Consider the following 23,894-nt stretch of genomic DNA (forward strand, 5'->3'; position numbering starts at 1 on the left):
GGTCAGCCCTCGGGCTGCTCCTGGGTGGCGGCCTCGGCGATCTGGCGGCGTACGTCGTCCATGTCCAGGCTCTTGACGCCGGTGATGACCTGCTCCAGCGCCTGCGGCGGCAGTGCGCCGGGCTGGGCGAAGACCAGGATGCCCTCGCGGAACGCCATCAGGGTGGGGATGGACTGGATGCCGGCAGCCGAGGCCAGCTCGCGCTGCTCCTCGGTGTTGATGGAGCCGAACGTGACGTCCGGGTGGGCCTCGGAGGCCTTCTCGTACGTCGGGGCGAACTGCTGGCACGGTCCGCACCAGCTCGCCCAGAAGTCGACGAGCAGGATGTCGTCGTCCTCGACGTGGGAGGTGAAGTTCTCGGTGGTCAGCTCGATGGTGGCCATCCGAACAGCCTACGAGGTGGCGCGCAGACCTTCTAGCGCAGCGTGTAGGTCGCGATCGAGACGCTGACGTAGTGGCTGACGAAGGCGAGGATGGTGAAGGTGTGGAAGACCTCGTGGAATCCGAACCACTGGGGCCAGGGGTCCGGCCGCTTGAAGCCGTAGACGACACCGCCCAGGGTGTAGAGCGCACCTCCCACCGCGACCAGCACCAGCACGGTGGTCCCCGTGGTGGTGCCGAGGCGCGAGACGGCGCCGTCGATGAAGCCGGGGATGAAGAAGACCGCCGCCCAGCCCAGGCCGATGTAGAGGGGCGTGTAGAGCCAGCGTGGGGCGCCGATCCAGAACACCCGGAACAGCACGCCGAGGATCGCGCAGCCCCACACGGTCGTCAGCAGCACGACCCGCTCGGTGCCCTCCAACAGCATCAGCGTGAGGGGCGTGTAGGAGCCCGCGATGAGGATGAAGATGTTGGCGTGGTCGAAGCGCCGCAGCGCCGCCCAGACCCGCGGCGACCAGGACCGGGTGTGGTAGAGCGCGGAGATCCCGAACAGCAGCAGGGCGCTGAACGCGAACACCGCCGAGCCCCAGCGGGTGGTGGCGTCGGGGGACAGGACGATCAGGACGATGCCGCCGGCGAGCGCCAACGGCGTGAGGACGAGGTGCATCCAGCCGCGGAGCTTCGGCTTGACCTCGGCGATCGTCTCGCTGAGTGACTCAAGGCCGGCGCGGACAGCCTCGTTCGCGTGGTCGAGGGTCGGTGGCATACCCCCGACGATAGCGACCGGAAGCACGCATGTGACAACCCAGGGACGGATGTCACCCGGCCCGTCGGTGGCCGGAGTGACGGCCCTCACCCCCTACCATCGAAGGCATGGCGGACTGGAAGCGAGGACTCCGGCGGGTGCTCTACCCGGCGTACGAGTCCCGGCTCCTGCGCCGGCTGCCCGACAACCTCCCCCAGCACATCGGCGTGATGCTCGACGGCAACCGGCGCTGGGCCAAGGCGGTGGGCCGCGACACCGCCCACGGGCATCGCGCGGGTGCCGCCAACATCGAGCCGCTGCTGGGCTGGTGCGACGAGGTCGGCATCCAGGTGGTCACGCTCTGGCTGCTCTCGACCGACAACCTCAACCGCCCCGAGGCCGAGCTCGAGCCGCTGCTGCGGATCATCGAGGAGGCGGTCGACTCGCTCGCCGACCAGCGCCGCTGGCGGCTGCACCCGGTGGGTGCGCTCGACCTGCTGCCGGCCCGCACGGCGGAGCGGCTCAAGGCGGCCGCCGAGGCCACCCACGACGTCGACGGGATGCTGGTCAACATCGCGGTCGGGTACGGCGGTCGTCGCGAGATCGCGGACGCCGTACGGTCCCTGCTCCTGGAGCACGCCGCCAAGGGCACCACGCTCGAGGAGCTCGCGACGATCATCGACGTCGAGCACATCTCCGACCACCTCTACACCAAGGGCCAGCCCGACCCGGACCTGGTGATCCGCACGTCGGGGGAGCAGCGGCTCGGCGGGTTCCTGCTCTGGCAGAGCGCCAAGTCGGAGTTCTACTTCTGCGAGGCGTACTGGCCGGAGTTCCGCCGGGTCGACTTCCTGCGCGCGATCCGGGCCTACGCCCTGCGCGAGCGACGCTTCGGCTCGTGAGCACCGGCGTAACGCAACCGTCACCGGCCCTTCACCCCTCGGGGCGGGCGTGTCGCCGCGTGTCGGTCCTCCGGCAGGCGTAATTTTCGTCTCATGGTGAGTGGGGAAGCTCACCAATCGGAGGCCCGTTCGTGACAGCTCACGACCAGCTCGCTGGGACGAGGAGGCAGGTCCACACCTGCCGTCCGCCCCGGTCGATCGGACGCCGGCACTCCGGCGTTCGGGTCACTCTCCGGTCCATCAGCGTCAACTAGGGCCGGGGCGTCGAGTGCGCGCGCCGACCCGTGAGGGGTACCCCGTGCCGCAGGCCCAGAAGTCCCAGCACCGCACCTACGTCCTCGACACCAGCGTCCTGCTGGCCGACCCGGGGGCGTTGCGCAGGTTCGACGAGCACGAGGTCGTGCTGCCGGTCGTCGTCATCACCGAGCTCGAGGGCAAGCGGCACCACCCCGATCTGGGGTTCTTCGCCCGGTCGGCGCTGCGCATGCTCGACGAGCTGCGCACCACGCACGGGCGCCTCGACGAGCCGGTCCCGGTCGGCGAGCACGGCGGCACCGTCCGGGTGGAGCTCAACCACACCGACCCCCAGACGCTGCCCTCCGGCTTCCGCCTCGGCGACAACGACACCCGGATCCTCGCCGTGGCCCGCAACCTCGCGGACGAGGGGCACGACGTCACGCTCGTGTCCAAGGATCTGCCGCTGCGGATCAAGGCCTCCGCCGTCGGCCTGGACGCGCAGGAGTACCGCGCCGACGCCGTCCACGACTCCGACACCGGCTACAGCGGCATGGCCGAGATCGAGGTCGAGGCCGCGATGCTCGACGAGCTGTACGACGACGGCGTACTCGACCTCGACACCGCCCGTGACCTGCCCTGTCACCAGGGCCTGGTGCTGCTGTCGGACCGCGGCACCGCGCTCGGCCGGGTCGGGGCGGACAAGCAGGTGCACCTCGTGCGCGGCGACCGCGAGGCGTTCGGCATCCACGGCCGCAGCGCGGAGCAGCGGATCGCCCTGGAGATGCTGCTCGACCCCGAGGTCGGGATCGTCTCGCTGGGCGGGCGCGCTGGCACCGGCAAGTCGGCGATGGCGCTGTGCGCCGGCCTGGAGGCGGTCCTCGAGCGCGGGCAGCACAAGAAGGTCGTGGTCTTCCGCCCGCTGTTCGCGGTGGGTGGGCAGGAGCTGGGCTACCTGCCCGGCTCGGAGTCGGAGAAGATGTCGCCCTGGGGCCAGGCCGTCTTCGACACCCTGGGCGCGATGACCTCCAAGGACGTCATCGACGAGATCCTCGACCGCGGGATGCTCGAGGTGCTGCCGCTGACCCACATCCGCGGCCGCTCGCTCCACGACGCGTTCGTCATCGTCGACGAGGCTCAGTCGCTCGAGGCCAACGTCCTGCTGACGGTGCTCTCCCGCATCGGCGCCAACTCCAAGGTGGTCCTCACCCACGACGTCGCCCAGCGCGACAACCTGCGGGTGGGGCGCCACGACGGCGTGGTGGCGGTGATCGACAAGCTGAAGGGGCACCCTCTGTTCGCCCACGTGACGCTCACCCGCTCGGAGCGCTCGCCGATCGCCGCCCTGGTGACCGAGATGCTGGAGAACGTCACGTTGTAGTCCGTGGCGACTGTGGCCTGAGGGGCTGGTGTGACGAAGAGGAGCGATGTGGCGGGCCTCTCGGGGAATTTTCCCCTGGAAAGTGGAGGTTCGGTTTGCACGCGTCCGGTGGGTCAGGCAGGGTGGCCCGTGATCAGTCCGTGACCTAACGGCGCGTGATCGCCTTCCGTGTCGTCTAGCCCCTGGACTCCTCCTCTGTGACGAAGCAGGTCAAGCCCGCCCCCAAGCACCGCGCTCCCGTCGAGCGGTCCGCCCTCGTGGCGGCTCCCCGCAAGGCGCTGCGCAACACCGTGATCCTGTCCTCGGTCGCCGTGGCCGTCACCGGTGCGACGGTCTCGACCGGCGTGCTCGGGCAGGGGTCGGCCATCTCCCCGGTCGGCTCGGTCGATGCCGCCGCGTCGAACGCGCGGGCCGACGACGCGTCGCCGGCGAGCTCGCTCCAGGTCGACGACCTGGCGGAGCGCGACACCAGCGTGTCGCGATCCTCGCGCCGCCAGGCCCTCAACTCGGTCAAGAAGGCCTCCGTGGTCCAGACCAAGGTCTCGGCCATGAGCCGCACCGAGGACATGTCCGACGAGGACCCCCGCAGCATCGGCCAGGCGCTGCTCGCGGAGTTCGGCTTCTCCCAGGACCAGTTCGGCTGCCTCGACTCGCTGTGGACCCGCGAGTCCAACTGGACCTGGAACGCCGACAACCCCACCTCCTCCGCCTACGGCATCCCGCAGGCCCTCCCGGGCTCCAAGATGTCCTCGGCCGGCGCCGACTGGGCCACGAACCCCGTCACCCAGATCCGCTGGGGCCTCGGCTACATCCAGGACCGCTACGGCAGCCCCTGCGGCGCCTGGGCCCACTCCGAGTCCCACAACTGGTACTGATCCCCGTCTCCCCGCTGACCCGTCAGAAACTTTCTGACCGGGTCGGCGGCATTTCGGTGCCGTTGGTGACGGGTCGGCGGTGCGTGGGTGAGACTGCCGCCATGACGCCGGACACCAACGACTACCAGCCGTCGCTCGGGCTGGGCTACCTGCTCGGCGGGCTCGCGGTGCTGATCGTCGCCGGCATGTGCCTGGTCAACGCCGACGGCGACCACGCGTACGCCGTGGTCGGGCTGGTCCTCCTGGGGACCGCCGGCTACCTGCTGCTCGTCGGCGGCGTCGCCCGCGGCCTCCAGGTGGCGCGTACCTCCGACCGCGGACCGGTGATCCCGCCGCGGGACCGGTCCCGCTGAGCCCCTGGGTCACACGGGGGTCGAGGAACTCACGGGTTCCGGCTGAAGCTTCGTCGGGGAGCCGTGAGTTTCACCGGGCACCCGGTGAAACTCCTCGCTCTCAGCGGCACACGAACACCGTGACCTGGCCGGCGTACTCGCGGGGGCCGTCGAACCACGGCAGGTCGCGCTGGCTCGGCTCGTCGGCGGAGGCGAGGTAGGCGACGGCCGCGGCGTGGTCGGGGAAGACCGCGCGCGGGCGCAGGTCCTCGCGGCGTACGTCGGAGAAGTGCCGGCCGAGCGCCGCCTCGCCGTTCTCGCTGCTGAAGTGGGTGACCATGGGTGGCCGGCCGACGGCGCGGCGCAGCTCGGCCACGTGCTGGTCGCCGTTGGTGACCGCGACGAAGGTGCCGCCGGGGCGCAGCACCCGCCGGACCTCGGCGAGGCCGCGGTGCAGGTCGGGGACGTGGTAGAGCATCCACAGCGCGGCGACGAGGTCGAAGGAGCTGTCCTCGAACGGCAGCGCCTGGGCGTCGGCCACGTGGGCGGTGACCCCGCGCGCGGAGGTCAGCTCCACGAACCGCTCCGAGGCGTCGATCGCGACCAGGTCGAGCTCGGGCAGCGCGTCGCGCACCCGCGCGGCGAAGCCGCCGGTGCCGCAGCCGACCTCCAGCATCCGTGCCGGCGCGGCCTCGACCACCGCGTCGAGCGCGACCTGCGAAGGGTCGCGCCCGTCCGCGTCGGGGTGCCACACGGAGGATCGGGTCTGCAGGTTGCCCTCGGCGGCGTACTGGCGGCGCACCGCGTCCGGGCTGGTCAGGTCGGTCATGCCGGCTACCCCACCAGACGCAGGCTCTCGGCCCACAGCCGACACGCCACCGCCTCGTTGCGCGCGAGGGTCGACGGCTCGGTGAGCCGGTCCTCGTCGTAGTAGCCGCCGGTGCGTCCCTCGACCTCGGGGCCGACGGCCAGGTACGCGAGGTGAGCACCGCCCTGCTCGGGGGAGATCATCGCGACCCGTTTGCCCAGGGCCAGCACGGGCCGCGCCCACCAGGGGGCGCCGCTCCAGATCGAGGTGGCGACGGCGCCGGGGTGCAGGCAGTTGACGGTGACGCCGGTGCCGTCGAGCTGCCGGGCGAGCTCCCGGGTGTGCAGCACGTTGGCGAGCTTGGAGCGGCTGTACGCGCGCAGGATGGAGTAGCCGCGCTCGAAGCCGAGATCGGTGAAGTCCAGGGTCCCGGAGTAGTGGCCGCGCGAGCTGGTGATCACGACCCGGGCAGGTGCGCTGGCCACGATCCGCTCGCGCAGGAGCTCGGTCAGCAGGAACCCGCCGAGGTGGTTGACCGCGAAGGTCGCCTCGATCCCGGCGTCGGTGAGGGTACGGCGCTCGAAGACCGAGCCCGCGTTGTTGACCAGTACGTCGATCTGCTCGCAGGCGGCCAGCAGGTGCTCGGCCAGCGCGCGGACCGAGTCCTGGGAGGCGAGGTCGACGAGCGCCTGCTCGACCACCGCCCCGGGCGCGGACGCGCGCACCGACGCGACCGCGGCACGGGTCTTGTCGGGGTTGCGGCCCACCATCACGACCCGGTGACCCAGCGCCGCCACCTGCCGCGCGCACTCCAGCCCGATGCCGTCGCTGGCGCCGGTGACGACCACCGTCTTGGGCGTCACGGGTGGGTCATGCTCTCCAGGTCGAGCGCCTCGTCGAGCTGCGCCTCGGTGAGGTCGCCGCGCTCGACGAAGCCCATCTCGAGCACGGTCTCGCGGATCGTGGCGCCCTCCGCGAGCGCCCGCTTGGCGATCTTGGCGGCGTTCTCGTAGCCGACGTACTTGTTCAGCGGCGTGACCACCGAGGGCGACGAGGCCGCGTAGCGCCGCATCCGCTCGGCGTCGGCGGTGATCCCGTCGACGCAGCGCTCGGCGAGCAGGGTCATCGAGGTCGACAGGATCCGCACCGACTCGAGCAGGTTGCGCGCCATGACCGGCATGGCGACGTTGAGCTCGAAGCTGCCGCTGGCGCCGGCCACGGTCACCGCGGCGTCGTTGCCGATCACCTGTGCGCACACCATGAGCGTGGCCTCGGGCAGCACCGGATTGACCTTGCCGGGCATGATGCTGGACCCCGGCTGCAGGTCGGGCAGGTGGATCTCGGCGAGGCCGGTGGTGGGACCCGAGGACATCCAGCGCAGGTCGTTGCAGATCTTGGTGAGGCCGACGGCGAGGGTCCGCAGCACACCGCTCAGCTCCACCAGCGAGTCGCGGGTGCCCTGCGCCTCGAAGTGGTTGCGGGCCTCGGTGAACGTCTCGCCGGTGAGCTCGTTGAGGGCCGCGATCGCGGCCTGGGCGAAGCCCGGGGGAGTGTTGATGCCGGTGCCGACCGCCGTACCGCCCAGCGGGAGCTCGCGCACTCGCGGCAGCACGGAGTCCAGTCGCTCGGCGGCGTAGCGCACCGTCGCGGCGTAGCCGCCCAGCTCCTGGCCGAGCATCACCGGGGTCGCGTCCATCAGGTGCGTGCGGCCGGACTTCACCAGGCCGGCGAACTCGTCGGCCTTGGCCTCCAGGCTGGATCCGAGTACGTCGATCGCCGGCAGCAGGTCGCCCACGACCGCGCGCGTGACCGCGACGTGGATCGCGGTGGGGAAGGTGTCGTTGCTGGACTGGCTCGCGTTGACGTGGTCGTTGGGGTGCAGCTCGACGCCGGCGCGGGTGGCGAGCGAGGCGATCACCTCGTTGGTGTTCATGTTCGAGCTCGTGCCCGACCCGGTCTGGAAGACGTCGATCGGGAAGTGCTCGTCGTGCTCGCCCGCGGCCACCTCCGCGGCGGCATCGGCGATCGCGGCGGCCTGCTCCTCGGGCAGGATCTCCAGCTCGCGGTTGGCGCGCGCGGCGGCGCCCTTCACCAGCGCCAGCGCCTCGATCATCCGGCGCTCCAGCGGGGTGCCGCTGATCGGGAAGTTCTCGACCGCGCGCTGGGTCTGCGCGCGCCACAGGGCGTCGCGGGGGACGAGGACCTCGCCCATGGAGTCGTGTTCGGTGCGGTACTCGGTCATGGGGTCACGCTAACCCTTGACCGATTGGTAAAGCATCTGTTACCAATAACCCATGGACGTCTTCGCCGCGCTGGCCGACTCGGTACGCCGGGAGCTGCTGCGGGCGCTCGCGGCCGGGCCGGCGCGCGTGGTCGACCTGGCGGCGGCCCAGACGGTCAGCCGGCCGGCGGTCAGCCGGCACCTGCGGGTGCTCACCGAGGCCGGGCTCGCCGCGGCCGAGGACCGGGGCCGCGAGCGCCACTACCGGCTTCGCGCGGAGGCGATGGCGCCCGTCCTGACGTTCGCCGCCGAGCTGCGGCGCGCTGCGCCCTTCGCGGAGTCCGCGCTGGACGGCCTCGAGCTCGAGGTCCGCCGCACCGGGCGCGAGCGGCACGCCGACCGCGCCGTCGTCGACCCCACCATCACCGAGGAGACCGCATGAGCGGCATCGCCCCCACCGGCCGTCGAGAGGCCCGCGACGGCACGTCGTACGTCGCCTACGCCCGCACGTTCGCCGCCCCCATCGAGGACGTCTGGGCGGCGGTGACCGAGCCGGACCGGCTGGCCCGTTGGATCGGGACCTGGTCGGGGGACCCGGCCTCGGGCGCGGTGTCGTTCCGGATGACCGCGGAGGGTGAGGACGTCGCGGCGGAGACCTACCGGATCGAGGTCTGCGAGCCGCCGCGGCGGCTGGTGACGCACTCGGGCGGCACCGGACCGGAGGATCCCGACGGCATGGTGTGGCAGCTCGAGCTGGACCTCGTGGAGAGCGACGGCGTCACAACCCTGACCTTCGCGCAGGTGATGAGCGACCCGGCCGTCGCCGAGAGCGTCGGGCCCGGCTGGGACTACTACCTGGACCGGCTGGTCGCCGCCGAGACCGGTCGCGACGTGGCCGGGGTCGTCTGGGACGACTACTACCCCGGCCAGGCAGGCTTCTACCGCAGCGCCTTCTCCTGAGCGCGGGCGACGTAGACCCAGTAGTGCTCCTCGCGCCCCTGGAGCAGCACCTCCAGCGGCTGCGCCTGCACCTGGCCGAACACGCCGGTCAGGGCGTCGGCGAGCTCGGGCGACGGGCTCGCCGACCAGATCGCGAGCGCGCCACCGGGTCGCAGCGTCTGCCGCGCGGCGCGCAGCAGCGGCTCCCGGTAGAGCTCGGCGTTGCCCTCGTGGACGAGGTAGCCCGGGCCGTTGTCGACGTCCAGCAGGATCAGGTCGTACGACGCCGGGCGGGCCTCGGCGAGGGCGACCGCGACGTCGGCGACGACGAGGCGCACCCGCTCGTCGGCGAGCAGCGCCGGGCCGTGGGGGATGGTGCCGTCGCGCATCCAGCCGACGAGGGCCTCCTCGATCTCGACCACCGCGCAGACCTCCACGCGGGAGTCGGCCAGGACCTCGTGCATCGTGAACCCGAGCCCGAGCCCGCCGACCACCACCGCCTTCGGGTCCTCGACCAGCGCGAGCGCCGCGGTCGCGAGCGCGCGCTCGGTGCTCACCTCGAGGGTGTCCATCACGAAGGCGCCGTTGGCGCGCAGCTCGATGACGGAGGGGCCATCGGCGGGGCGCCGCTCGCGCAGCACCAGCTCGCCGCGCTCGGACTCGGCGCGGGCGAGCTCGGCGTACTCCATGGCCTCATCCTGCCAAGAGACGCCGGCGGGACCGGGGGCGGACCCGCGGGCACGCCGTGGGCGCGGCCGGGTCAGTCGAAGATCTCGCTGAGCCAGCTCTCCTTGCGCTTCTTCTTGTAGCCCTGCTGCTGGTAGCCGCGCTCGTAGCCCTGCTCGTGGTGGCGCGGCTCCTCGTAGCGCTCGTAGCTGCGCTCGCGAGAGGGCTGCTGCGGCGCGGGCGCGGGGGGCGCCTGCTGGGCCACGGAGCGCTCGATGAGCTTGTCGAGCTCGCCCCGGTCGAGCCAGACGCCGCGGCAGCTCGGGCAGTAGTCGATCTCGATGCCGCTGCGCTCGCTCATCGTCAGCGTGGTTCCGTCGGTGGGGCACTGCATGATGCGCTCCTCTGGGTGGGCCTTCTCCTCGGCCAACGGACGAGGCAGGATCGGGGTTCCCATTCCCTCGCAGGAGCACTTCATGCGTCTCGCCCCCACTGTCGCCGTCGCCGTCCTGATCGCGGTCCTGTCCGGCTGTGCGGGCGAGAGCAAGAGCGAGGCCGAGGTCAGCGACGAGGCGCGGGAGACCTGCGAGCTGCTGTCGGCCGACGACCTGGTCGCGCTCGCCGGCAAGGACCTCGGCGAGCCCGAGCCCGGCGAGGTCACCGGGCTGCCGACCTGCCGCTGGGGCTCGCCCGCCGACGCCGGCGTCCAGGTGATCGACGTGCCCGTCGCCGACTGGGTCGCCAACCTCGGGCCCGCCCTCGACGGGGTCGAGCAGGAGCTCGGCGACGACCCGGTGACCGGCGCCAAGATCGAGGAGGCGCGGCGGATCCTGGCCTCCGGCGAGGTGGACGACGCGGAGGGGTGCGAGCTGTTCTCGCTGTTCGTGGAGCTCCAGGGCCTGGGCCCCGACCTCGAGCGCGTGGTCAACGTGATCCCCAGCCGGGAGGCGCCTGAGGCGGTTACGGCTCAGGCCTGCGGCGGCGGGCGGTTCACGTCCGTGCTGCTGCAGGGGCCGGGGGTCACCGGCTCGGACGCGGAGGTGGACCGGGTGGACGCCGCGCTCGACGTCGCGCTCGGCCGGTCCGGCGAGTGAGCGGGCGCGCGGCGGGGTACCGGCTCGTCCCACGACGAGAGGAGCCCGATGATGGACGACGGTACGCAGGACGAGGGCCAGGTCTCGGAGGTCGCCTCGATGGATCCGGACGTGGCCGACGTGCCGATCTCCGATGACCAGGCGGTCGCCGGCAACCCCGACGACCAGAGCGGCGATGCCCAGGAGGGCACCGCGGGTCCCAACGCCCTCCCGCGGCACAACCCGCCCGAGGAGGGCAACGAGTCGTCGCGCTGACGAGGGGCACCGGCTGGTAGCACCGGTCGGGCGGACCGGGGAAGCATCCGCCGGGATCTGCGGTTCGGTCCAGTGACCCCCGTCCGCACGACCGTGAAGGACCAGCCATGACCCTGCTCGTCACCGCCGCCTCCGGCCACCTCGGCCGCCTCGTCCTGGACTCGCTGCTGGACCGTGGCGTCGATCCGGACACGATCCGCGCGGGGGCCCGCCAGCCCGAGTCGCTGGCGGCGTACTCCGAGCGGGGCGTGCAGGCCGTCCCCCTGGACTACGGGGTCCCCGCCTCGGTGACGGCGGCCGTCGACGGCGCGGACCGGGTGCTGCTGATCTCCGGCTCCGAGGTGGGCCAGCGCGTCGAGCAGCACGCCCGGGTGATCGACGCGGCCGCGGCCGCCGGGGTCCAGCAGCTCGTCTACACGAGCGCCCCCCAGGCGACGACCAGCCCGCTGGTGCTCGCGCCCGAGCACAAGGCGACCGAGGAGCACCTCGCCGCGTCGGGCGTCCCCGCGACGGTGCTGCGCAACAACTGGTACACCGAGAACTACGCCGATGACCTCGAGGTCGCCCGCGAGCACGGTGTGCTCGTGACCAGCGCCGGCGACGGCCGGGTGCCGAGCGCCTCGCGTGCGGACTTCGCGGAGGGCGCGGCCGTGGTCCTCACGACCGACGGCCACGTCGGTCAGGTGTACGAGCTGGCCGGCGACGTCGCGTGGGACTTCGCGACCCTCGCGCAGGCCATGTCGGAGGTGCTGGGCCGCGAGGTCGCGCTGCAGCAGCTCAGCCCCGAGGAGCGCCTCGCCCAGCTTCAGTCGGTCGGTCTCGACGCCGGCACCGCGGGCTTCGTCGTCGCGCTCGAGGGCAACATCCGCGACGGCATCCTCGACCACGCCGACGGCACCCTCTCGCGCCTGATCGGCCGCCCCACCACCCCGCTCGTCGACGGCCTGCGCGCCCTCACCCCCTGACCGACCGCTGACGGGTCGATCGGCTACTGGGCGCTGCGGACGCGCAGGCCGCTGTCGAGCAACGAGCTGAGCGGGACGGTGACGGCGCCGGAGGGGTCGGTGAAGAAGTCGTTGCCCTGGTCGTCGACGACGATGAAGGCGGGGAAGTCCTCGACCTCGATCCTCCAGACGGCCTCCATGCCGAGCTCCTCGTACTCCAGCACCGACACCGAGCGGATGCAGTCCTGGGCGAGGCGGGCGGCGGGGCCGCCGATGGAGCCGAGGTAGAAGCCGCCGTGGGCGTGGCAGGCGTCGGTGACCTGCTTGGACCGGTTGCCCTTGGCCAGCATGACCAGCGACCCGCCCGCGGCCTGGAACTGCTCGACGTAGGAGTCCATCCGCCCGGCCGTCGTCGGCCCGAACGAGCCGGACGCCATGCCGTCAGGGGTCTTGGCGGGGCCGGCGTAGTAGACGGGGTGGTCGCGCAGGTACTGCGGCATCTCCTCGCCGGCGTCGAGGCGCTCCTTGATCTTGGCGTGCGCGATGTCGCGCGCGACCACGAGCGGGCCGGTGAGCGAGAGCCGGGTCTTGACCGGGTGGCGGCGCAGCTCGGCGAGGATGTCGGCCATCGGCTGGTTGAGGTCGATCGGTACGACGGCGCCGCCGGCGATGTCCTCGGCCACGCCCGCGTCGGGCATGTACTGCGCGGGGTCCATCTCGAGCTGCTCCAGGAACACCCCGTCGGGCGTGATCTTGCCGAGCGCCTGCCGGTCCGCCGAGCACGACACCGCGATCGCGACCGGGCACGAGGCGCCGTGGCGCGGCAGGCGCACGACGCGGACGTCGTGGCAGAAGTACTTGCCACCGAACTGCGCGCCGATCCCGAAGGACTGCGTGAGCTTGAAGACCTCCTCCTCGAGCGCGAGGTCGCGGAAGCCGTGGGCGCTCATCGAGCCCTCGGTGGGCAGGTTGTCGAGGTAGTGCGCGGAGGCGTACTTGGCGGTCTTGAGCGCGAACTCCGCGGAGGTGCCGCCGATCACGATCGCCAGGTGGTACGGCGGACAGGCGGCGGTGCCGAGTGAGCGGATCTTCTCGTCGAGGAACTCCAGCATCCGCGGGGGGTTCAAGACGGCCTTGGTCTCCTGGAACAGGAACGACTTGTTGGCCGAGCCGCCGCCCTTGGCCATGAACAGGAACTTGTACTCCGGGCGGCCCGAGGTCTGCGGCGTCGAGTAGAGCTCGATCTGCGCCGGCAGGTTGGTTCCGGTGTTCTTCTCCTCCCATGTGGTCAGCGGGGCCAGCTGGGAGTAGCGCAGGTTGAGCTTGGTGTAGGCGTCGTAGACGCCGCGGCTGATCGCCTCACCGTCGTCGACGCCGGTGAGCACGCCCTCGGTCTTCTTGCCCATGACGATCGCGGTGCCGGTGTCCTGGCACATCGGCAGCACGCCGCCGGCGGAGATGTTGACGTTCTTCAGCAGGTCGAGCGCGACGAAGCGGTCGTTGCCGGACGCCTCCGGGTCATCGATGATCCGGCGCAGCTGCGCGAGGTGCGCGGGACGCAGGTAGTGCGAGATGTCGTGCATCGCCTCCGCGGTGAGCCGCTGGATCGCCTCCGGCGAGACCCGCAGGAAGCTCTGCCCGTCGGCCTCGAAGGTGGACACCCCCTCGGTCGTGAGCAGCCGGTACGGCGTGTCGTCACGGCCGGTCGGCAGCAGGTCGGAGTAGCGGAAGTCGGCGCCGGTGGTCACCGGGGCAGGCTATCGCCGCGCCTCCACGAGACGCCCGCCGACCTCGGGCAACCTGAATGGGTCCCCGTGCGTCTGAGAGGCAGGGGCACAGTCAGGCCGGCCCCAGCGGGGACCGGCCGGAGGAGGGGTGATGGCCGGGTCCGGGCGTCTCGGGGTGGTCGCGGCCACGCTGGCGGTCACGATCTCCGGCGTGCTCGCCGCCGGGGCGATGACCGACCCGGACAGCCGAGAGCCCGGGCCTCCCGCGGCGTACGGCGAGCGCCCGCCCGCCACCCCGGGGCAGCCGGCCGGCGCCGACGGCCCCGACGGACCCGCGGACATCGTGCTGATCCTGATGGACGACTTCTCGCTGGAGCTGCTGGCGACGATGCCGCACGCGCAGCGGATGGCCGCGGAGGGTGCGACCTACGACAACGCCTTCGTCGTCGACTCGCTGTGCTGCCCCTCGCGCGCGGCGATGGCGACCGGGCAGCTGCCGCACCAGACCGGCGTACTGACCAACACGCCGAACGACCCCGAGGACCCCATCGGCGGCTACGAGGCCTTCGTCGCCCACGGCAACGAGCAGCGGCAGTTCAGCGTGACGCTGCAGGACGCGGACTACCGCACCGGCTTCGTCGGGAAGTTCCTCAACGGCTACCGGGGGGAGTCCGTCGCCGGGGTCGAGCTGCCCGCGCCGAAGGTCCCCGGCTGGAGCGACTGGCAGGCCCTCTCGGGAGCCGCCTACAACGGCTGGGACTTCCAGAGCACCTATCTCGACGCCGACGGGGAGGTGCAGGTGCAGGAGCACCCGAAGCCGCCGCTCTCGGCGCCGGCGCGGCGGCGCGACCGGGCGTATGCCACCACCGTCACCGCCCGCAAGGCGGTGGAGTTCCTCAAGGAGCAGCGACCGGGCGACCCGCCGTACTTCCTCGAGGTCGCGACCTACGCACCCCACAGCTCGATGGCGGCGGCCTATCCCGGCGGCACGCAGTTCCCCGCCGCCTTCCGCGACCGGCCTCCGAGAGGCGGGCCCACCGGCGGCAACTGCGGCACCCGCCCGTGCGGTGAGCTGGCTCTCGAGGACCTGGTGGGCTACGACGACCCGCGCGAGGACAACGCGCCCACCTACCTGCTGCCCGACGGCTCGACCGCCCCGGCGCCGCCCTGGCGCACCAACGAGATCACGCTGACCGACCAGCAGGCGCTGACCCGCTACCGCGACCGCGCGCGGATGGTGCAGTCCGTCGACCGGCTGGTCCAGCGGGTGCGCAAGGCCGCCGGCCCGGACGCCTACGTGTTCCTCACCTCCGACAACGGCTTCCACCTCGGCCAGCACCAGCTCAACGGCGGCAAGGGCACGCCGTACGACTCCGACAGCCGGGTGCCCCTGGTGGTGGTCGGGCCCGGCGTGGTGCCCGGGACCCGTCACCAGTTCGTCAGCAACATCGACCTCGCGCCGACCTTCGAGGAGCTGGCGGGCGTGCGGACGCCGCGCTTCCGCTCCGGGCGGTCCTTCGCCGCGACGCTGAGCCGCCCCGAGGCACCGGGCGCGCGCTACGCCTTCTTCGAGCACACCTACGCCAAGTCGCAGCCGGGCGAGGTGGACACCGACGAGGGCTCGGGCGGGACCATCGACCTGATCCCGTCGTTCGTGGCGGTGCGGGGCGAGCGCGGGCTGCTCGTCCGCCTCGACCTCGACCCGTCCTGGACCGGCGTCGATCCCGCCTTCGAGCTGTACCGCTACGACCGGCCGTGGGAGGACGTCAACGTGTTCGCCCAGGACCACGACAAGCCCTACGCCCGCGACCTGATGCGGCGGCTGCTGCGGCTCGACGGGTGCCGCCCGGCGCAGTGCCGCGCCGCCGTGCGCTAGCCGGGCCAGGACGCGCGCCAGACCCGCCCGGCCAGGCCGTCGTCGGCGAGCAGCAGCAGGGTCTCGTCGGTCCCGGCCACGGTCAGGACCTGGCCGCCGCCGGCGGCGGGGTTGACCGGGACCTCGACGGGGCGCCAGGAGGACGAGTCGAGCGTCGCCCACGCGGCGTACGACGTCCCGTCGCTGGCCGTGGCCAGCGCCCGGTCGCCGGATGCGACCAGGCCCGACGGCCCGGCGAACGCGGCGCGGTCGGGGTCCAGCGGGCCGAACGACTCTCCGGCCACCCAGCTGGAGCCGGTGCGGCGCCAGCTGCCGACCGCGCCGTCGCGCAGGCCGACGGCGAGCACCCCGTCGTCCGTCGCGGCGACCCGCTGCAGCTCGGTGAACGTCTCCCCGGCCGGGACCTCCTGGCGCGACCAGGTGCGGCCGTCGGGGGAGACCCAGGCCATCGGCACGATCCGGCCCTCCACCTGGCCGCTCCCCACCACCGTCCAACCCTCGCCGTCATGCACCTGCGCGATCGCGAGGGTGTCGACGCGCTCGTCGCGGCCCAGGGCGGGGTCGTCGTCGACGAGCTCGAACTCGCGCTCGTCCTGCGACACCCAGACCGCCGCCCCCGAGGTGCGGTTGCCGGCGATCAGCCAGTCGGACGGCCCGGCAGCCACCCGCTCCACGCTGACCGCCTCGACACCGCCGAAGAGCGGGAACGGCGCGATCACGTCGACGAAGGCGCCGTCGCCGCGCTGGTACCAGGTACTGACCCGCGGGTTGCCGTGTGCGCCCCCGGACTTGGCGCCGACCATGACCACCCGGTCGCCGCGGCACGCCACCGAGGAGAGCACCGCGCGCCGGGCCCAGTAGGCGCGCGGCGCGAACCGCAGCGGCTGCCAGGTCCGGCCGTCGTCGTCGCTGCGCCAGGCCGCCGGCCGCGTCCCGTCCCCGCCGGTGAACACCGTCCCGACCAGCCACCAGGTGCCGTCGCACGCCACGGCGTCGCGTACGCCGACCCGCCCGGCCGGTCCGTCTGGCACCGGCAGCGGGACCTGCTCCCACCCGACCACGACCGGCGTCGGGTCCTCCGGCGGCTCGTCCGGTGAGGTGCACGCGGAGCCGCCCCACAGCACGAGGACCCCGACGAGGGCGGGCACGGCACGGCGCACGCCCTCAGGCTAGTGCGCTGCGGTGCGCCGACCGAGATGTTCGGCAGCGTGATCGGCTGGATTCGCGTGGGAGTAACGTCAGGGCAGGCCCCACCTGCGAAGGTGGGCGCCGACGCGCGGCCTCTCGCGCTTGGAACAAGGAGAAACGTGAAGCCCAAGATCTCACTGCTGGCCGTCATGGCGCTGCTGTCGACCGCCGCTCTCGCCGCGTGCGCCCCGCCCGAGGACGACGACAAGAACTCCGGCTCCTCCTCGGAGGCTGCGACCGCGACCTCCCTCGACGACTTCGGCTCGATGGAGGACCTCGTCGCCGCCGCCGAGGAAGAGGGCGAGCTCAACGTCATCGCCCTGCCGCCCGACTGGGCCAACTACGGCCAGATCATCGAGACCTTCGAGAAGAAGTACGACATCAAGGTCAACTCGGCGCAGCCCGACGCGGCCAGCCAGGACGAGATCAACGCCGCCGAGCAGCTCGCCGGCACCGACCGCGCGCCCGACGTGTTCGACCTGGGTCAGTCCGTGGCCCTGGCCAACACCGACATGTACGCGCCGTACAAGGTCGAGAAGTTCGACGAGATCCCCGAGGAGTTCAAGGACCCGAACGGCGCCTGGGTCAACGACTACGGCGGCTTCATGTCGGTGGGCTACGACTCCAGCGTGGTGCCCGAGGTGACGTCGCTGGACGACCTGCTCGGCCCCGACTTCAAGGGCAAGGTCGCCCTCAACGGTGACCCGACGCAGGCCGGCGCCGCGTTCAGCGGGGTCGTCATGGCGGCCATCGCCAACGGCGGCTCGGTCGAGGACATCAAGCCCGGCGTCGAGTACTTCGCCGAGATGAAGAAGGCCGGCAACTTCCTGCCCGTCGACCCGACCTCGGCCGCCATCGAGTCCGGCCAGACCCCCGTCGTCATCGACTGGGACTACCTCAACGCCATGGAGTCGGCCAAGCTCGACACCTGGGAGGTCTACGTCCCGGACGAGGCGGCCGTCGCCGGCTACTACTTCCAGGCCATCAACGCCGACGCGCCGCACCCCGCGGCCGCCCGGCTGTGGCAGGAGTTCCTCTACAGCGACGAGGGCCAGAACCTCTGGCTCGCCGGAGGGGCGCGCCCCGTGCGCGCCGAGGCGATGGTGGAGGCGGGGACGATCGACCAGGAGCTGTACGACGCCCTCCCGCCGGTCGGCGGTGAGCCGGTGATCCCCACCAACGAGCAGACGGAGAAGATGGCCGCCTACCTCGCGGACAACTGGGCGAAGGCCATCGGCTGACCATGTCGGCAGCCGCACCGCTCGCCGCAGCGGCGACCGCCGCTCCGGAGACGGTCCCCGGGAGAGGACGGCGCCCTGGCGCCGGGCTCTCCCTGGGGCCGGCTCTGGGGCTGGTCCCGTTCCTGGTCTTCATCGGGATCTTCCTCGTCATCCCCACCATCACCGTCGTGGTCGGTGCCTTCCAGGCCGAGTCCGGCGGCTTCAGCCTGGAGAAGATCCGGGCGCTGGGCGAGGGCACGCCGCTGCGCGCGCTGCGCGAGAGCGTGATCTTGTCGTTCACCTCGGCCGCGGTCGGTGCGGTGCTGGGCGCGCTGCTGGCCTACCTGGTCGTCACCGCCCCGCCCACCAGCGTGATGCGCCGCGCGGTCACCGCCGTGTGCGGGGTGCTGGCCCAGTTCGGCGGGGTCACGCTCGCCTTCGCGTGGATGGCGACGCTCGGCTTCGGCGGACTGCTCACCAGCGTCCTGGCCGACCTGTTCGGCGCGAGCGAGACCGGGGCGAGCTGGCTCTACGAGCTGCCCGGGCTGATCCTGGTCTACTCCTACTTCCAGATCCCGCTGATGGTGATCGTCTTCATGCCGGCGCTCGAGGGCCTGCGCCCCCAGTGGCGCGAGGCGGCGGTCAACCTCGGCGCCACGACCCGGCAGTACTGGCTGCAGGTGGCGTTCCCGCTGCTGCGGCCGGCCTTCCTCGGCTCGGCGCTGCTGCTGTTCGCCAACGCGTTCGCTGCCTATGCCACCGCGGCGGCGCTGGTCAACCAGGGCGCCCCGATCACGCCGCTGCTGATCCGCTCCGCCCTCACCAGCGAGATCGTGCTCGGCCAGGCCAACTTCGGCTACGCCCTCGCCCTCGAGATGGTCGTGGTCGTCGCCATCGTGATGTCGCTGTACGCCTGGCTGCTCCGTCGTACGTCGCGGTGGCTCTCGTGACCGGGGGACGGGTCTGGCGCGTGGTCCGCTGGCTGCTGCTGGCGGTGTTCGCGGTCTTCTTCCTGCTGCCCTTGGTGGCCCTGCTCGACTTCAGCACCAAGGTGCCGCGCACCGGCGAGCGCACCGGCGAGGCCTGGCGCGGGCTGCTCGAGGACCCCGCCATGACCGAGGCGATCACTACCTCGCTGCTGCTTTCCCTGCTCACCGTCGTGGGCATGGTGGTGCTGCTGGTGCCGACCATGGTGTGGGTGCGGCTGCGGGTGCCGCGGGCCTCGCGCCTCGTGGAGTTCCTGTGCCTGCTGCCACTGACCATCCCGGCGCTGGTGATCGTCGTGGGCATCAAGAACGTCTACGCCTGGGTCGACTACCTGATGGGCGACTCCGCCTTGACGTTGACGTTCGTCTACGTCGTGCTCGTGCTGCCCTACGCCTACCGCTCCATCGACGCCGCGCTCTCCTCGATTGACTCGCGCACGCTCTCGGAGGCGGCGCGCTCGCTCGGCGCCGGGTGGCTCACGGTCATCGTCCGGGTGATCTCGCCCAACATCTGGACCGGTGTGCTCAGCGCCGCCTTCATCTCGGTGGCGCTCGTGCTCGGCGAGTACACCGTCTCGTCCCTGCTCAACTACGACACCCTGCCCGTCGTGATCGTCGCGCTCGGCAAGAGCGACGCGCCGCAGTCCATGGCCGCCGCCCTCGCCTCGATCCTGTTCGCCGCCGCCCTGCTGGTGGTGCTGTCGTTCCTCGACCGCCGGCGGCGTACCCCCGGAGGAAGTAGATGACCGTGTCCCCGTCTCCCCATGAGACCTCCCGTGAGACCTCCACGCCACCCGGCCTCGCGGTCGAGATGAGCGGGCTGCGCCGTACCTACGGCGACGTCCAGGCGCTCGACGGCCTCGACCTGCGGCTGGAGCCCGGGGAGATGGTCGTGCTGCTGGGGCCCTCCGGCTGCGGCAAGACCACCGCGCTGCGGCTGCTGGCGGGCCTCGAGCGCCAGGATGCCGGCACCATCAGCGTGGGCGGCAAGGACGTCTCGCGGGTGCCCGCCAACAAGCGCGACATGGGGATGGTCTTCCAGGCCTACAGCCTGTTCCCGCACCTCACCGTGCTCGACAACGTCGCGTTTGGGCTCAAGCTCCGCGGCCGCCCCCGAGCCGAGCGGCGCAGGCGGGCCGGCGACATGCTGGACCTGGTCGGGCTGGGGGAGCAGAAGGACCGCTACGCCAACCAGCTCTCGGGCGGCCAGCAGCAGCGGGTCGCGCTCGCCCGCGCGCTCGCGGTGGAGCCGGCGGTGCTGCTGCTCGACGAGCCGCTCTCCGCCCTGGACGCCAAGGTCCGCGTTCAGCTGCGCGACGAGATCCGCCGCGTGCAGATGGACGTCGGGACGACCACGCTGTTCGTCACCCACGACCAGGAGGAGGCCCTGGCGATCGCCGACCGGGTCGGGGTCATGAACGCCGGACGGCTCGACCAGATCGCGCCGCCGGCCGAGCTCTACTCCGCCCCGGCGACGCCGTTCGTCGGCGAGTTCGTCGGGCTCAGCAACCGCATCCCGGCGCGGGTCGTCGACGGTCGCGCCTCGTTGCTCGGCACCAGCGTGCCGGTGCTCCCGGGCTCGGCGGCGGAGTCGGGCGTCGCCCTCGTGCGCCCCGAGTCGATCTCGGTGGTCCCGGACGACGCCGGGCACGGGCACGTCGCCTCGGTGTCGTTCCTCGGCCCGGTGACGCGCGCTAGCGTGATGTTGGACGACGGCACCCTGGTGGTCGCCCAGCTCATGAGCAGCGACGCCGCCCGGCTGGAGCCGGGTGTCCGGGTGCGACTCGAGGTCGCGCCGGCGGCGGTCCTGGTCGTCGCGCCGTAGGATTCGTCACATGGGTGGGATCGAGCGCCCCGACGGCGACCCCCGGCAGCTGCGGGTCTCCGACGCCGAGCGCCACGAGGTGGCCGAGCTGCTGCGCACCGCCGCGGGCGACGGCCGCATCGACCTGGAGGAGCTCGACGAGCGGCTCGAGGCGACGTACGCCGCCAAGACCTACGCCGACCTGCTGCCGATCACCTCGGACCTGCCGGCGCACCGCGACGCGGCCCCGCCGCCCGTGCCCCGCCCGGCCCCCGCCTCCTCCCAGATCACCCCCGGAGGTGCGCGCGAGCAGCGCCACCTGGCGATCATGAGCGGCCTGGACCGCTCCGGGGTCTGGACCGTCCCGGAGCGGCTCACGATCACCTGCTTCATGGGCGGGGCCAACCTGGACCTGCGCCAGGCGACGTACGCCGCCCAGGAGGTCGTGATCACGGTCAACGCCTTCATGGGCGGCGCCTCGATCGTCGTCGGCCCCCACACCCATGTCGTCATCGAGGGCGTCGGCATCATGGGCGGCTACTCCGGCCCCTCCGGCCTGGTCGATCCCGAGTACGACGACAGCTCACCCACCGTGCGGGTCCGGGGCCTCGCGATCTGGGGTGGCGTCTCCGTCGAGCGCAAGCCCCGCCCCGACCCCCGCCCCACCCGCCACCACCGCCTGCACTGAGCCGCGCTGCCCCGAGATTCACCGGGTGCCCGGTGAATCTCACGGCTCCCGTACGAAGCTTCATACGGGAGCCACCAGTTTCGTGCGGAGCGTGTGATCCGCACGGCTCTGCCCCGCTGTGCGCTATCCACAGGCAACGTCGAGGCGGATGCGCGAACGGCGAAGAACGGGCAACGTCGAGGGCATGTTGGATGCACTTCTGGGGACGGGCAGTACGCAGGGCTTCCTGCTCAGACGCGATGCCGTGGCGCTCGGTATCGACGACAACGCCCTTGGTCGGCTGGTCCGGGTCGGCGAGCTCGTGCGCATTCGTCAGGGGGTGTACGCCCCACGACGGGAGTGGTCGACGACGTCGCGCCGGCAGCGGCACGGCGTACTGACCCGCGCCGTCCAGGCGCTGTACCGCGACCATGTCGTCGTGTCGCACACGTCCCAGGCGATCGCCGACGGCGCGCCCGATTGGGGCGTCGACCTCTCATCGGTCCACCTGACCCACCTGAGTGGGGGTGGGCGTCGGAGCGCGGGCGTCGTTCACCATGAGGGCTCGCTGCGGGTTGTCGACGTGACCCGCTCCCGGGAGGGCTGGCGTACGACGCCGACCCGCACGGTCCTGGACTGCTGCAACCTCGTGGGCACGGAGGCGGGGCTCGTCCTCGCGAACTGGTATCTGCACGAAGGGCTTACCTCGGTCGACCAGCTCGAGGCGCGGTACGTCGAGATGCAGCGGTCACGGCGGATGCTCGCTGTTCGGCTCGTGCTCGGGCTGGCCAACGGACGAGTGGAGTCCGTCGGAGAGAGCCGTCTGCTGTATCTGATCTGGCGGGCCGGACTGCCGATGCCGATCGTGCAGTGGGAGGTCTGGGACGGCGATCGGCTGGTGGGGACTGTCGACTTCGCCTGGCCGGAGCTCGGGCTGATGGCGGAGTTCGACGGAAGGGTGAAGTACGGCCGGCTGTTGCGTCCGGGGCAGGACGCGGGCGACGCGGTCTTCGCCGAGAAGCGCCGGGAGGACGAGCTACGTGAGGTCACCGGGTGTCGGATGATCCGGCCGATCTGGGTTGATCTCGACCGACCCGACGCCACGGCGGAGCGCATCCGCCGCATGCTCAAGCGCGCGGCGTAGCGCCGGCGAGCCCCGGGCGGCCACCGGCATTGGGGTCCTCCGCCGTTCACTCCTGTGACACCACCGGTGCCAATCTCCCGGCTCCCGTACGAAGCTTCGTGGGGGAGGCGTGAGATTCACCGGGTGCCCGGTGAATCTCCTCCCAACTCCGCGCCCGCGCGCCGCAGAGACGCGGGAGCCCGGCCACCACGAGGGCGACCGGGCTCCCGGGTCGGGTGCGAGGGGCGAGGGGGTCAGCCGTCGGCGGCCTCGGCGGCGGCGGTCTGCTGGTCGGCGACCTCGTGCTCGGAGCGCGCCTGGGCGGCGGGGTCGTGGCCCTGCTCGAGCGAGGGCACCCGGCCGGCGTGCTCGAGGTCGAGGGTGAGGTTCTCCCCGGTGGCCGGGTCGAAGAGGTGCATCTGGGAGGTGTCGACCCAGATGTCGGCCTCGTCGTCCTCGGCGATCCGGCTCGACCCGTCGAGCGAGATGACCAGCTGGGTGCGCACGGTCTCGCCGTCCAGGTCGCGCTCGAGCTGCTGCAGCTGCTCCTGCACCTCGGGCGGGGCCTCGAACGGGATGTAGGCGTAGGCGGTGTTGCCGAGCCACTCGACCTGGTCGACCTTGGCGCGGAACGTCGAGCCCTTGCGCGAGGGGTCCACCACCGAGGCGTCCTCGAACGCCTCGGGACGGATGCCCGCGATCAGCAGCCCGCGCCCGGCAGCCGCGGAGGCCTTCTCCGGGGAGATCTCCACCTTGCCGAACGGCAGCTCGACCGTCGTGCCGTCGACGGTGGCCGGCAGGAAGTTCATCGGCGGGGAGCCGATGAAGCCCGCGACGAACAGGTTGCCGGGGTTGGTGTAGAGCTCACGGGGGGACGCCAGCTGCTGCAGGATGCCGCGCTTGAGTACGGCGACCCGGTCGCCCAGCGTCATGGCCTCGGTCTGGTCGTGGGTGACGTAGACCGTGGTGATGCCGAGCTTCTTCTGCAGCCGCGCGATCTCGCTGCGCATCTGCCCGCGCAGCTTGGCGTCGAGGTTGGACAGCGGCTCGTCGAACAGGAACGCATCGGCGTCGCGGACGATCGCGCGGCCCATCGCCACGCGCTGGCGCTGCCCTCCGGAGAGGTTGGCCGGCTTGCGCTCCAGGTGCTCGTCGAGCTCCAGGGTCTTCGAGGCTGCCCGCACCTTCTCGTCGACCGTCTTGTCGTCGACCTTGGCCAGGCGCAGCGGGAAGGCGATGTTCTCGTAGACGGTGAGGTGGGGGTAGAGCGCGTAGTTCTGGAAGACCATGGCCAGGTTGCGGTCCTTGGGGGGCAGGTCGTTGACGCGCCGGTCCCCGATGATCATGTCGCCGGACGTGATGTCCTCGAGCCCCACGATCATCCGCAGCAGCGTCGACTTCCCACAGCCGGACGGGCCGACCAGGATCATGAACTCTCCGTCGTGGACGTCGATGGAGACGTCGTTGACGGCCGGGAACCCGTCGCCGTACTTCTTGACGATGTTCTTCATGTCGATGGCAGCCAT

At 71.9% G+C, this 23,894-nt stretch carries 26 protein-coding genes; 16 read left to right on the plus strand and 10 right to left on the minus strand.

The genetic code is table 11. The annotated features are described in order from the left end of the window. Positions 1-2: 2 nt before the first annotated feature. Entirely contained in the window at positions 3-383 is a 381-nt protein-coding gene (gene trxA / locus LQ940_RS03875) for a thioredoxin (protein WP_231243253.1), read from the minus strand. Positions 384-415: 32 nt separating this feature from the next. Beyond that, positions 416-1,147, minus strand: a complete 732-nt coding sequence (gene trhA, locus LQ940_RS03880) for a PAQR family membrane homeostasis protein TrhA (protein ID WP_231243254.1) — start codon at positions 1,145-1,147, stop codon at positions 416-418. Between the two features lie 107 nt (positions 1,148-1,254). Between trhA and LQ940_RS03885 the strand changes: the two genes are divergently transcribed. From LQ940_RS03885 to LQ940_RS03900, 4 genes are all read left to right on the plus strand, one after another. Then, positions 1,255-2,028, plus strand: coding sequence for an isoprenyl transferase (locus LQ940_RS03885; RefSeq protein ID WP_231243255.1), 774 nt, complete (start codon positions 1,255-1,257; stop codon positions 2,026-2,028). A gap of 268 nt (positions 2,029-2,296) precedes the next feature. Then, complete coding sequence (locus LQ940_RS03890; RefSeq protein ID WP_231243256.1) at positions 2,297-3,643, plus strand: PhoH family protein; 1,347 nt, start codon at positions 2,297-2,299, stop codon at positions 3,641-3,643. A gap of 197 nt (positions 3,644-3,840) precedes the next feature. Further along, positions 3,841-4,518, plus strand: a complete 678-nt coding sequence (locus tag LQ940_RS03895) for a lytic transglycosylase domain-containing protein (protein WP_231243257.1) — start codon at positions 3,841-3,843, stop codon at positions 4,516-4,518. Between the two features lie 101 nt (positions 4,519-4,619). Beyond that, entirely contained in the window at positions 4,620-4,871 is a 252-nt protein-coding gene (locus LQ940_RS03900) for a hypothetical protein (RefSeq protein WP_231243258.1), read from the plus strand. 100 nt (positions 4,872-4,971) lie between these two features. Here LQ940_RS03900 and LQ940_RS03905 read toward each other — a convergent pair whose 3' ends face one another. Genes LQ940_RS03905 through LQ940_RS03915 form a run of 3 tightly spaced genes read right to left on the minus strand, consistent with a single transcriptional unit; the run spans position 4,972 to position 7,900 of the window. Then, complete coding sequence (locus tag LQ940_RS03905) at positions 4,972-5,679, minus strand: class I SAM-dependent methyltransferase (protein ID WP_231243259.1); 708 nt, start codon at positions 5,677-5,679, stop codon at positions 4,972-4,974. 5 nt (positions 5,680-5,684) lie between these two features. Further along, positions 5,685-6,521, minus strand: a complete 837-nt coding sequence (locus LQ940_RS03910) for an SDR family oxidoreductase (protein WP_231243260.1) — start codon at positions 6,519-6,521, stop codon at positions 5,685-5,687. Beyond that, a complete protein-coding gene (locus LQ940_RS03915; RefSeq protein WP_231243261.1) occupies positions 6,518-7,900 on the minus strand; it encodes a class II fumarate hydratase in 1,383 nt (460 codons plus the stop codon). The genes LQ940_RS03910 and LQ940_RS03915 overlap by 4 nt, the downstream gene beginning before the upstream one ends. Before the next feature lie 52 nt (positions 7,901-7,952). Between LQ940_RS03915 and LQ940_RS03920 the strand changes: the two genes are divergently transcribed. After that, positions 7,953-8,321, plus strand: coding sequence for an ArsR/SmtB family transcription factor (locus LQ940_RS03920; protein ID WP_231243262.1), 369 nt, complete (start codon positions 7,953-7,955; stop codon positions 8,319-8,321). Beyond that, positions 8,318-8,839, plus strand: coding sequence for an SRPBCC family protein (locus tag LQ940_RS03925; RefSeq protein WP_231243263.1), 522 nt, complete (start codon positions 8,318-8,320; stop codon positions 8,837-8,839). The genes LQ940_RS03920 and LQ940_RS03925 overlap by 4 nt, the downstream gene beginning before the upstream one ends. Here the strand turns inward: LQ940_RS03925 and LQ940_RS03930 are convergent. Then, positions 8,818-9,507 carry a hypothetical protein gene (locus tag LQ940_RS03930; RefSeq protein WP_231243264.1) on the minus strand — a complete coding sequence of 230 codons (690 nt, stop codon included), beginning with the start codon at positions 9,505-9,507 and terminating at the stop codon, positions 8,818-8,820. The two genes, LQ940_RS03925 and LQ940_RS03930, sit on opposite strands and share 22 nt — an antisense overlap. A gap of 71 nt (positions 9,508-9,578) precedes the next feature. Further along, positions 9,579-9,878, minus strand: coding sequence for a TFIIB-type zinc ribbon-containing protein (locus LQ940_RS03935; RefSeq protein WP_231243265.1), 300 nt, complete (start codon positions 9,876-9,878; stop codon positions 9,579-9,581). 82 nt (positions 9,879-9,960) lie between these two features. Between LQ940_RS03935 and LQ940_RS03940 the strand changes: the two genes are divergently transcribed. The 3 genes from LQ940_RS03940 to LQ940_RS03950 all read left to right on the plus strand — a co-directional run bounded on the left by LQ940_RS03940 (position 9,961) and on the right by LQ940_RS03950 (position 11,798). After that, the gene (locus LQ940_RS03940; RefSeq protein ID WP_231243266.1) at positions 9,961-10,578 is read left to right on the plus strand and encodes a hypothetical protein; all 618 of its coding nucleotides are present in this window, start codon (positions 9,961-9,963) and stop codon (positions 10,576-10,578) included. Positions 10,579-10,629: 51 nt separating this feature from the next. Further along, complete coding sequence (locus LQ940_RS03945) at positions 10,630-10,833, plus strand: hypothetical protein (RefSeq protein WP_231243267.1); 204 nt, start codon at positions 10,630-10,632, stop codon at positions 10,831-10,833. A 107-nt stretch (positions 10,834-10,940) separates the two neighbouring features. Then, entirely contained in the window at positions 10,941-11,798 is an 858-nt protein-coding gene (locus tag LQ940_RS03950) for an SDR family oxidoreductase (RefSeq protein WP_231243268.1), read from the plus strand. 23 nt (positions 11,799-11,821) lie between these two features. Here LQ940_RS03950 and LQ940_RS03955 read toward each other — a convergent pair whose 3' ends face one another. Beyond that, positions 11,822-13,525 carry a fumarate hydratase gene (locus LQ940_RS03955; RefSeq protein WP_231243269.1) on the minus strand — a complete coding sequence of 568 codons (1,704 nt, stop codon included), beginning with the start codon at positions 13,523-13,525 and terminating at the stop codon, positions 11,822-11,824. A gap of 130 nt (positions 13,526-13,655) precedes the next feature. Between LQ940_RS03955 and LQ940_RS03960 the strand changes: the two genes are divergently transcribed. Then, positions 13,656-15,380 carry a sulfatase-like hydrolase/transferase gene (locus tag LQ940_RS03960; protein ID WP_231243270.1) on the plus strand — a complete coding sequence of 575 codons (1,725 nt, stop codon included), beginning with the start codon at positions 13,656-13,658 and terminating at the stop codon, positions 15,378-15,380. Here LQ940_RS03960 and LQ940_RS03965 read toward each other — a convergent pair. Then, complete coding sequence (locus LQ940_RS03965; RefSeq protein WP_231243271.1) at positions 15,377-16,540, minus strand: hypothetical protein; 1,164 nt, start codon at positions 16,538-16,540, stop codon at positions 15,377-15,379. The genes LQ940_RS03960 and LQ940_RS03965 overlap by 4 nt on opposite strands. Positions 16,541-16,687: 147 nt before the next feature. Between LQ940_RS03965 and LQ940_RS03970 the strand changes: the two genes are divergently transcribed. From LQ940_RS03970 to LQ940_RS03995, 6 genes are all read left to right on the plus strand, one after another. After that, the gene (locus tag LQ940_RS03970; RefSeq protein WP_231243272.1) at positions 16,688-17,809 is read left to right on the plus strand and encodes an ABC transporter substrate-binding protein; all 1,122 of its coding nucleotides are present in this window, start codon (positions 16,688-16,690) and stop codon (positions 17,807-17,809) included. Positions 17,810-17,811: 2 nt separating this feature from the next. After that, positions 17,812-18,738, plus strand: coding sequence for an ABC transporter permease (locus tag LQ940_RS03975; protein ID WP_231243273.1), 927 nt, complete (start codon positions 17,812-17,814; stop codon positions 18,736-18,738). Then, a complete protein-coding gene (locus LQ940_RS03980) occupies positions 18,735-19,520 on the plus strand; it encodes an ABC transporter permease (RefSeq protein ID WP_231243274.1) in 786 nt (261 codons plus the stop codon). Before LQ940_RS03975 ends, LQ940_RS03980 begins: the two co-directional genes overlap by 4 nt. Then, positions 19,517-20,599: an ABC transporter ATP-binding protein gene (locus LQ940_RS03985; protein WP_231243275.1), complete on the plus strand. Its 1,083-nt coding sequence runs from the start codon at positions 19,517-19,519 to the stop codon at positions 20,597-20,599. The genes LQ940_RS03980 and LQ940_RS03985 overlap by 4 nt, the downstream gene beginning before the upstream one ends. Before the next feature lie 10 nt (positions 20,600-20,609). Continuing rightward, positions 20,610-21,266 carry a DUF1707 SHOCT-like domain-containing protein gene (locus LQ940_RS03990; RefSeq protein WP_231243276.1) on the plus strand — a complete coding sequence of 219 codons (657 nt, stop codon included), beginning with the start codon at positions 20,610-20,612 and terminating at the stop codon, positions 21,264-21,266. 148 nt (positions 21,267-21,414) lie between these two features. Next, complete coding sequence (locus LQ940_RS03995; protein ID WP_231243277.1) at positions 21,415-22,389, plus strand: type IV toxin-antitoxin system AbiEi family antitoxin domain-containing protein; 975 nt, start codon at positions 21,415-21,417, stop codon at positions 22,387-22,389. A gap of 233 nt (positions 22,390-22,622) precedes the next feature. Here the strand turns inward: LQ940_RS03995 and LQ940_RS04000 are convergent, their stop codons facing one another. After that, complete coding sequence (locus tag LQ940_RS04000; RefSeq protein ID WP_231243278.1) at positions 22,623-23,894, minus strand: ABC transporter ATP-binding protein; 1,272 nt, start codon at positions 23,892-23,894, stop codon at positions 22,623-22,625.

It is taken from the genome of Nocardioides sp. cx-173 (genome assembly GCF_021117365.1).
GTDB lineage: Bacteria > Actinomycetota > Actinomycetes > Propionibacteriales > Nocardioidaceae > Nocardioides.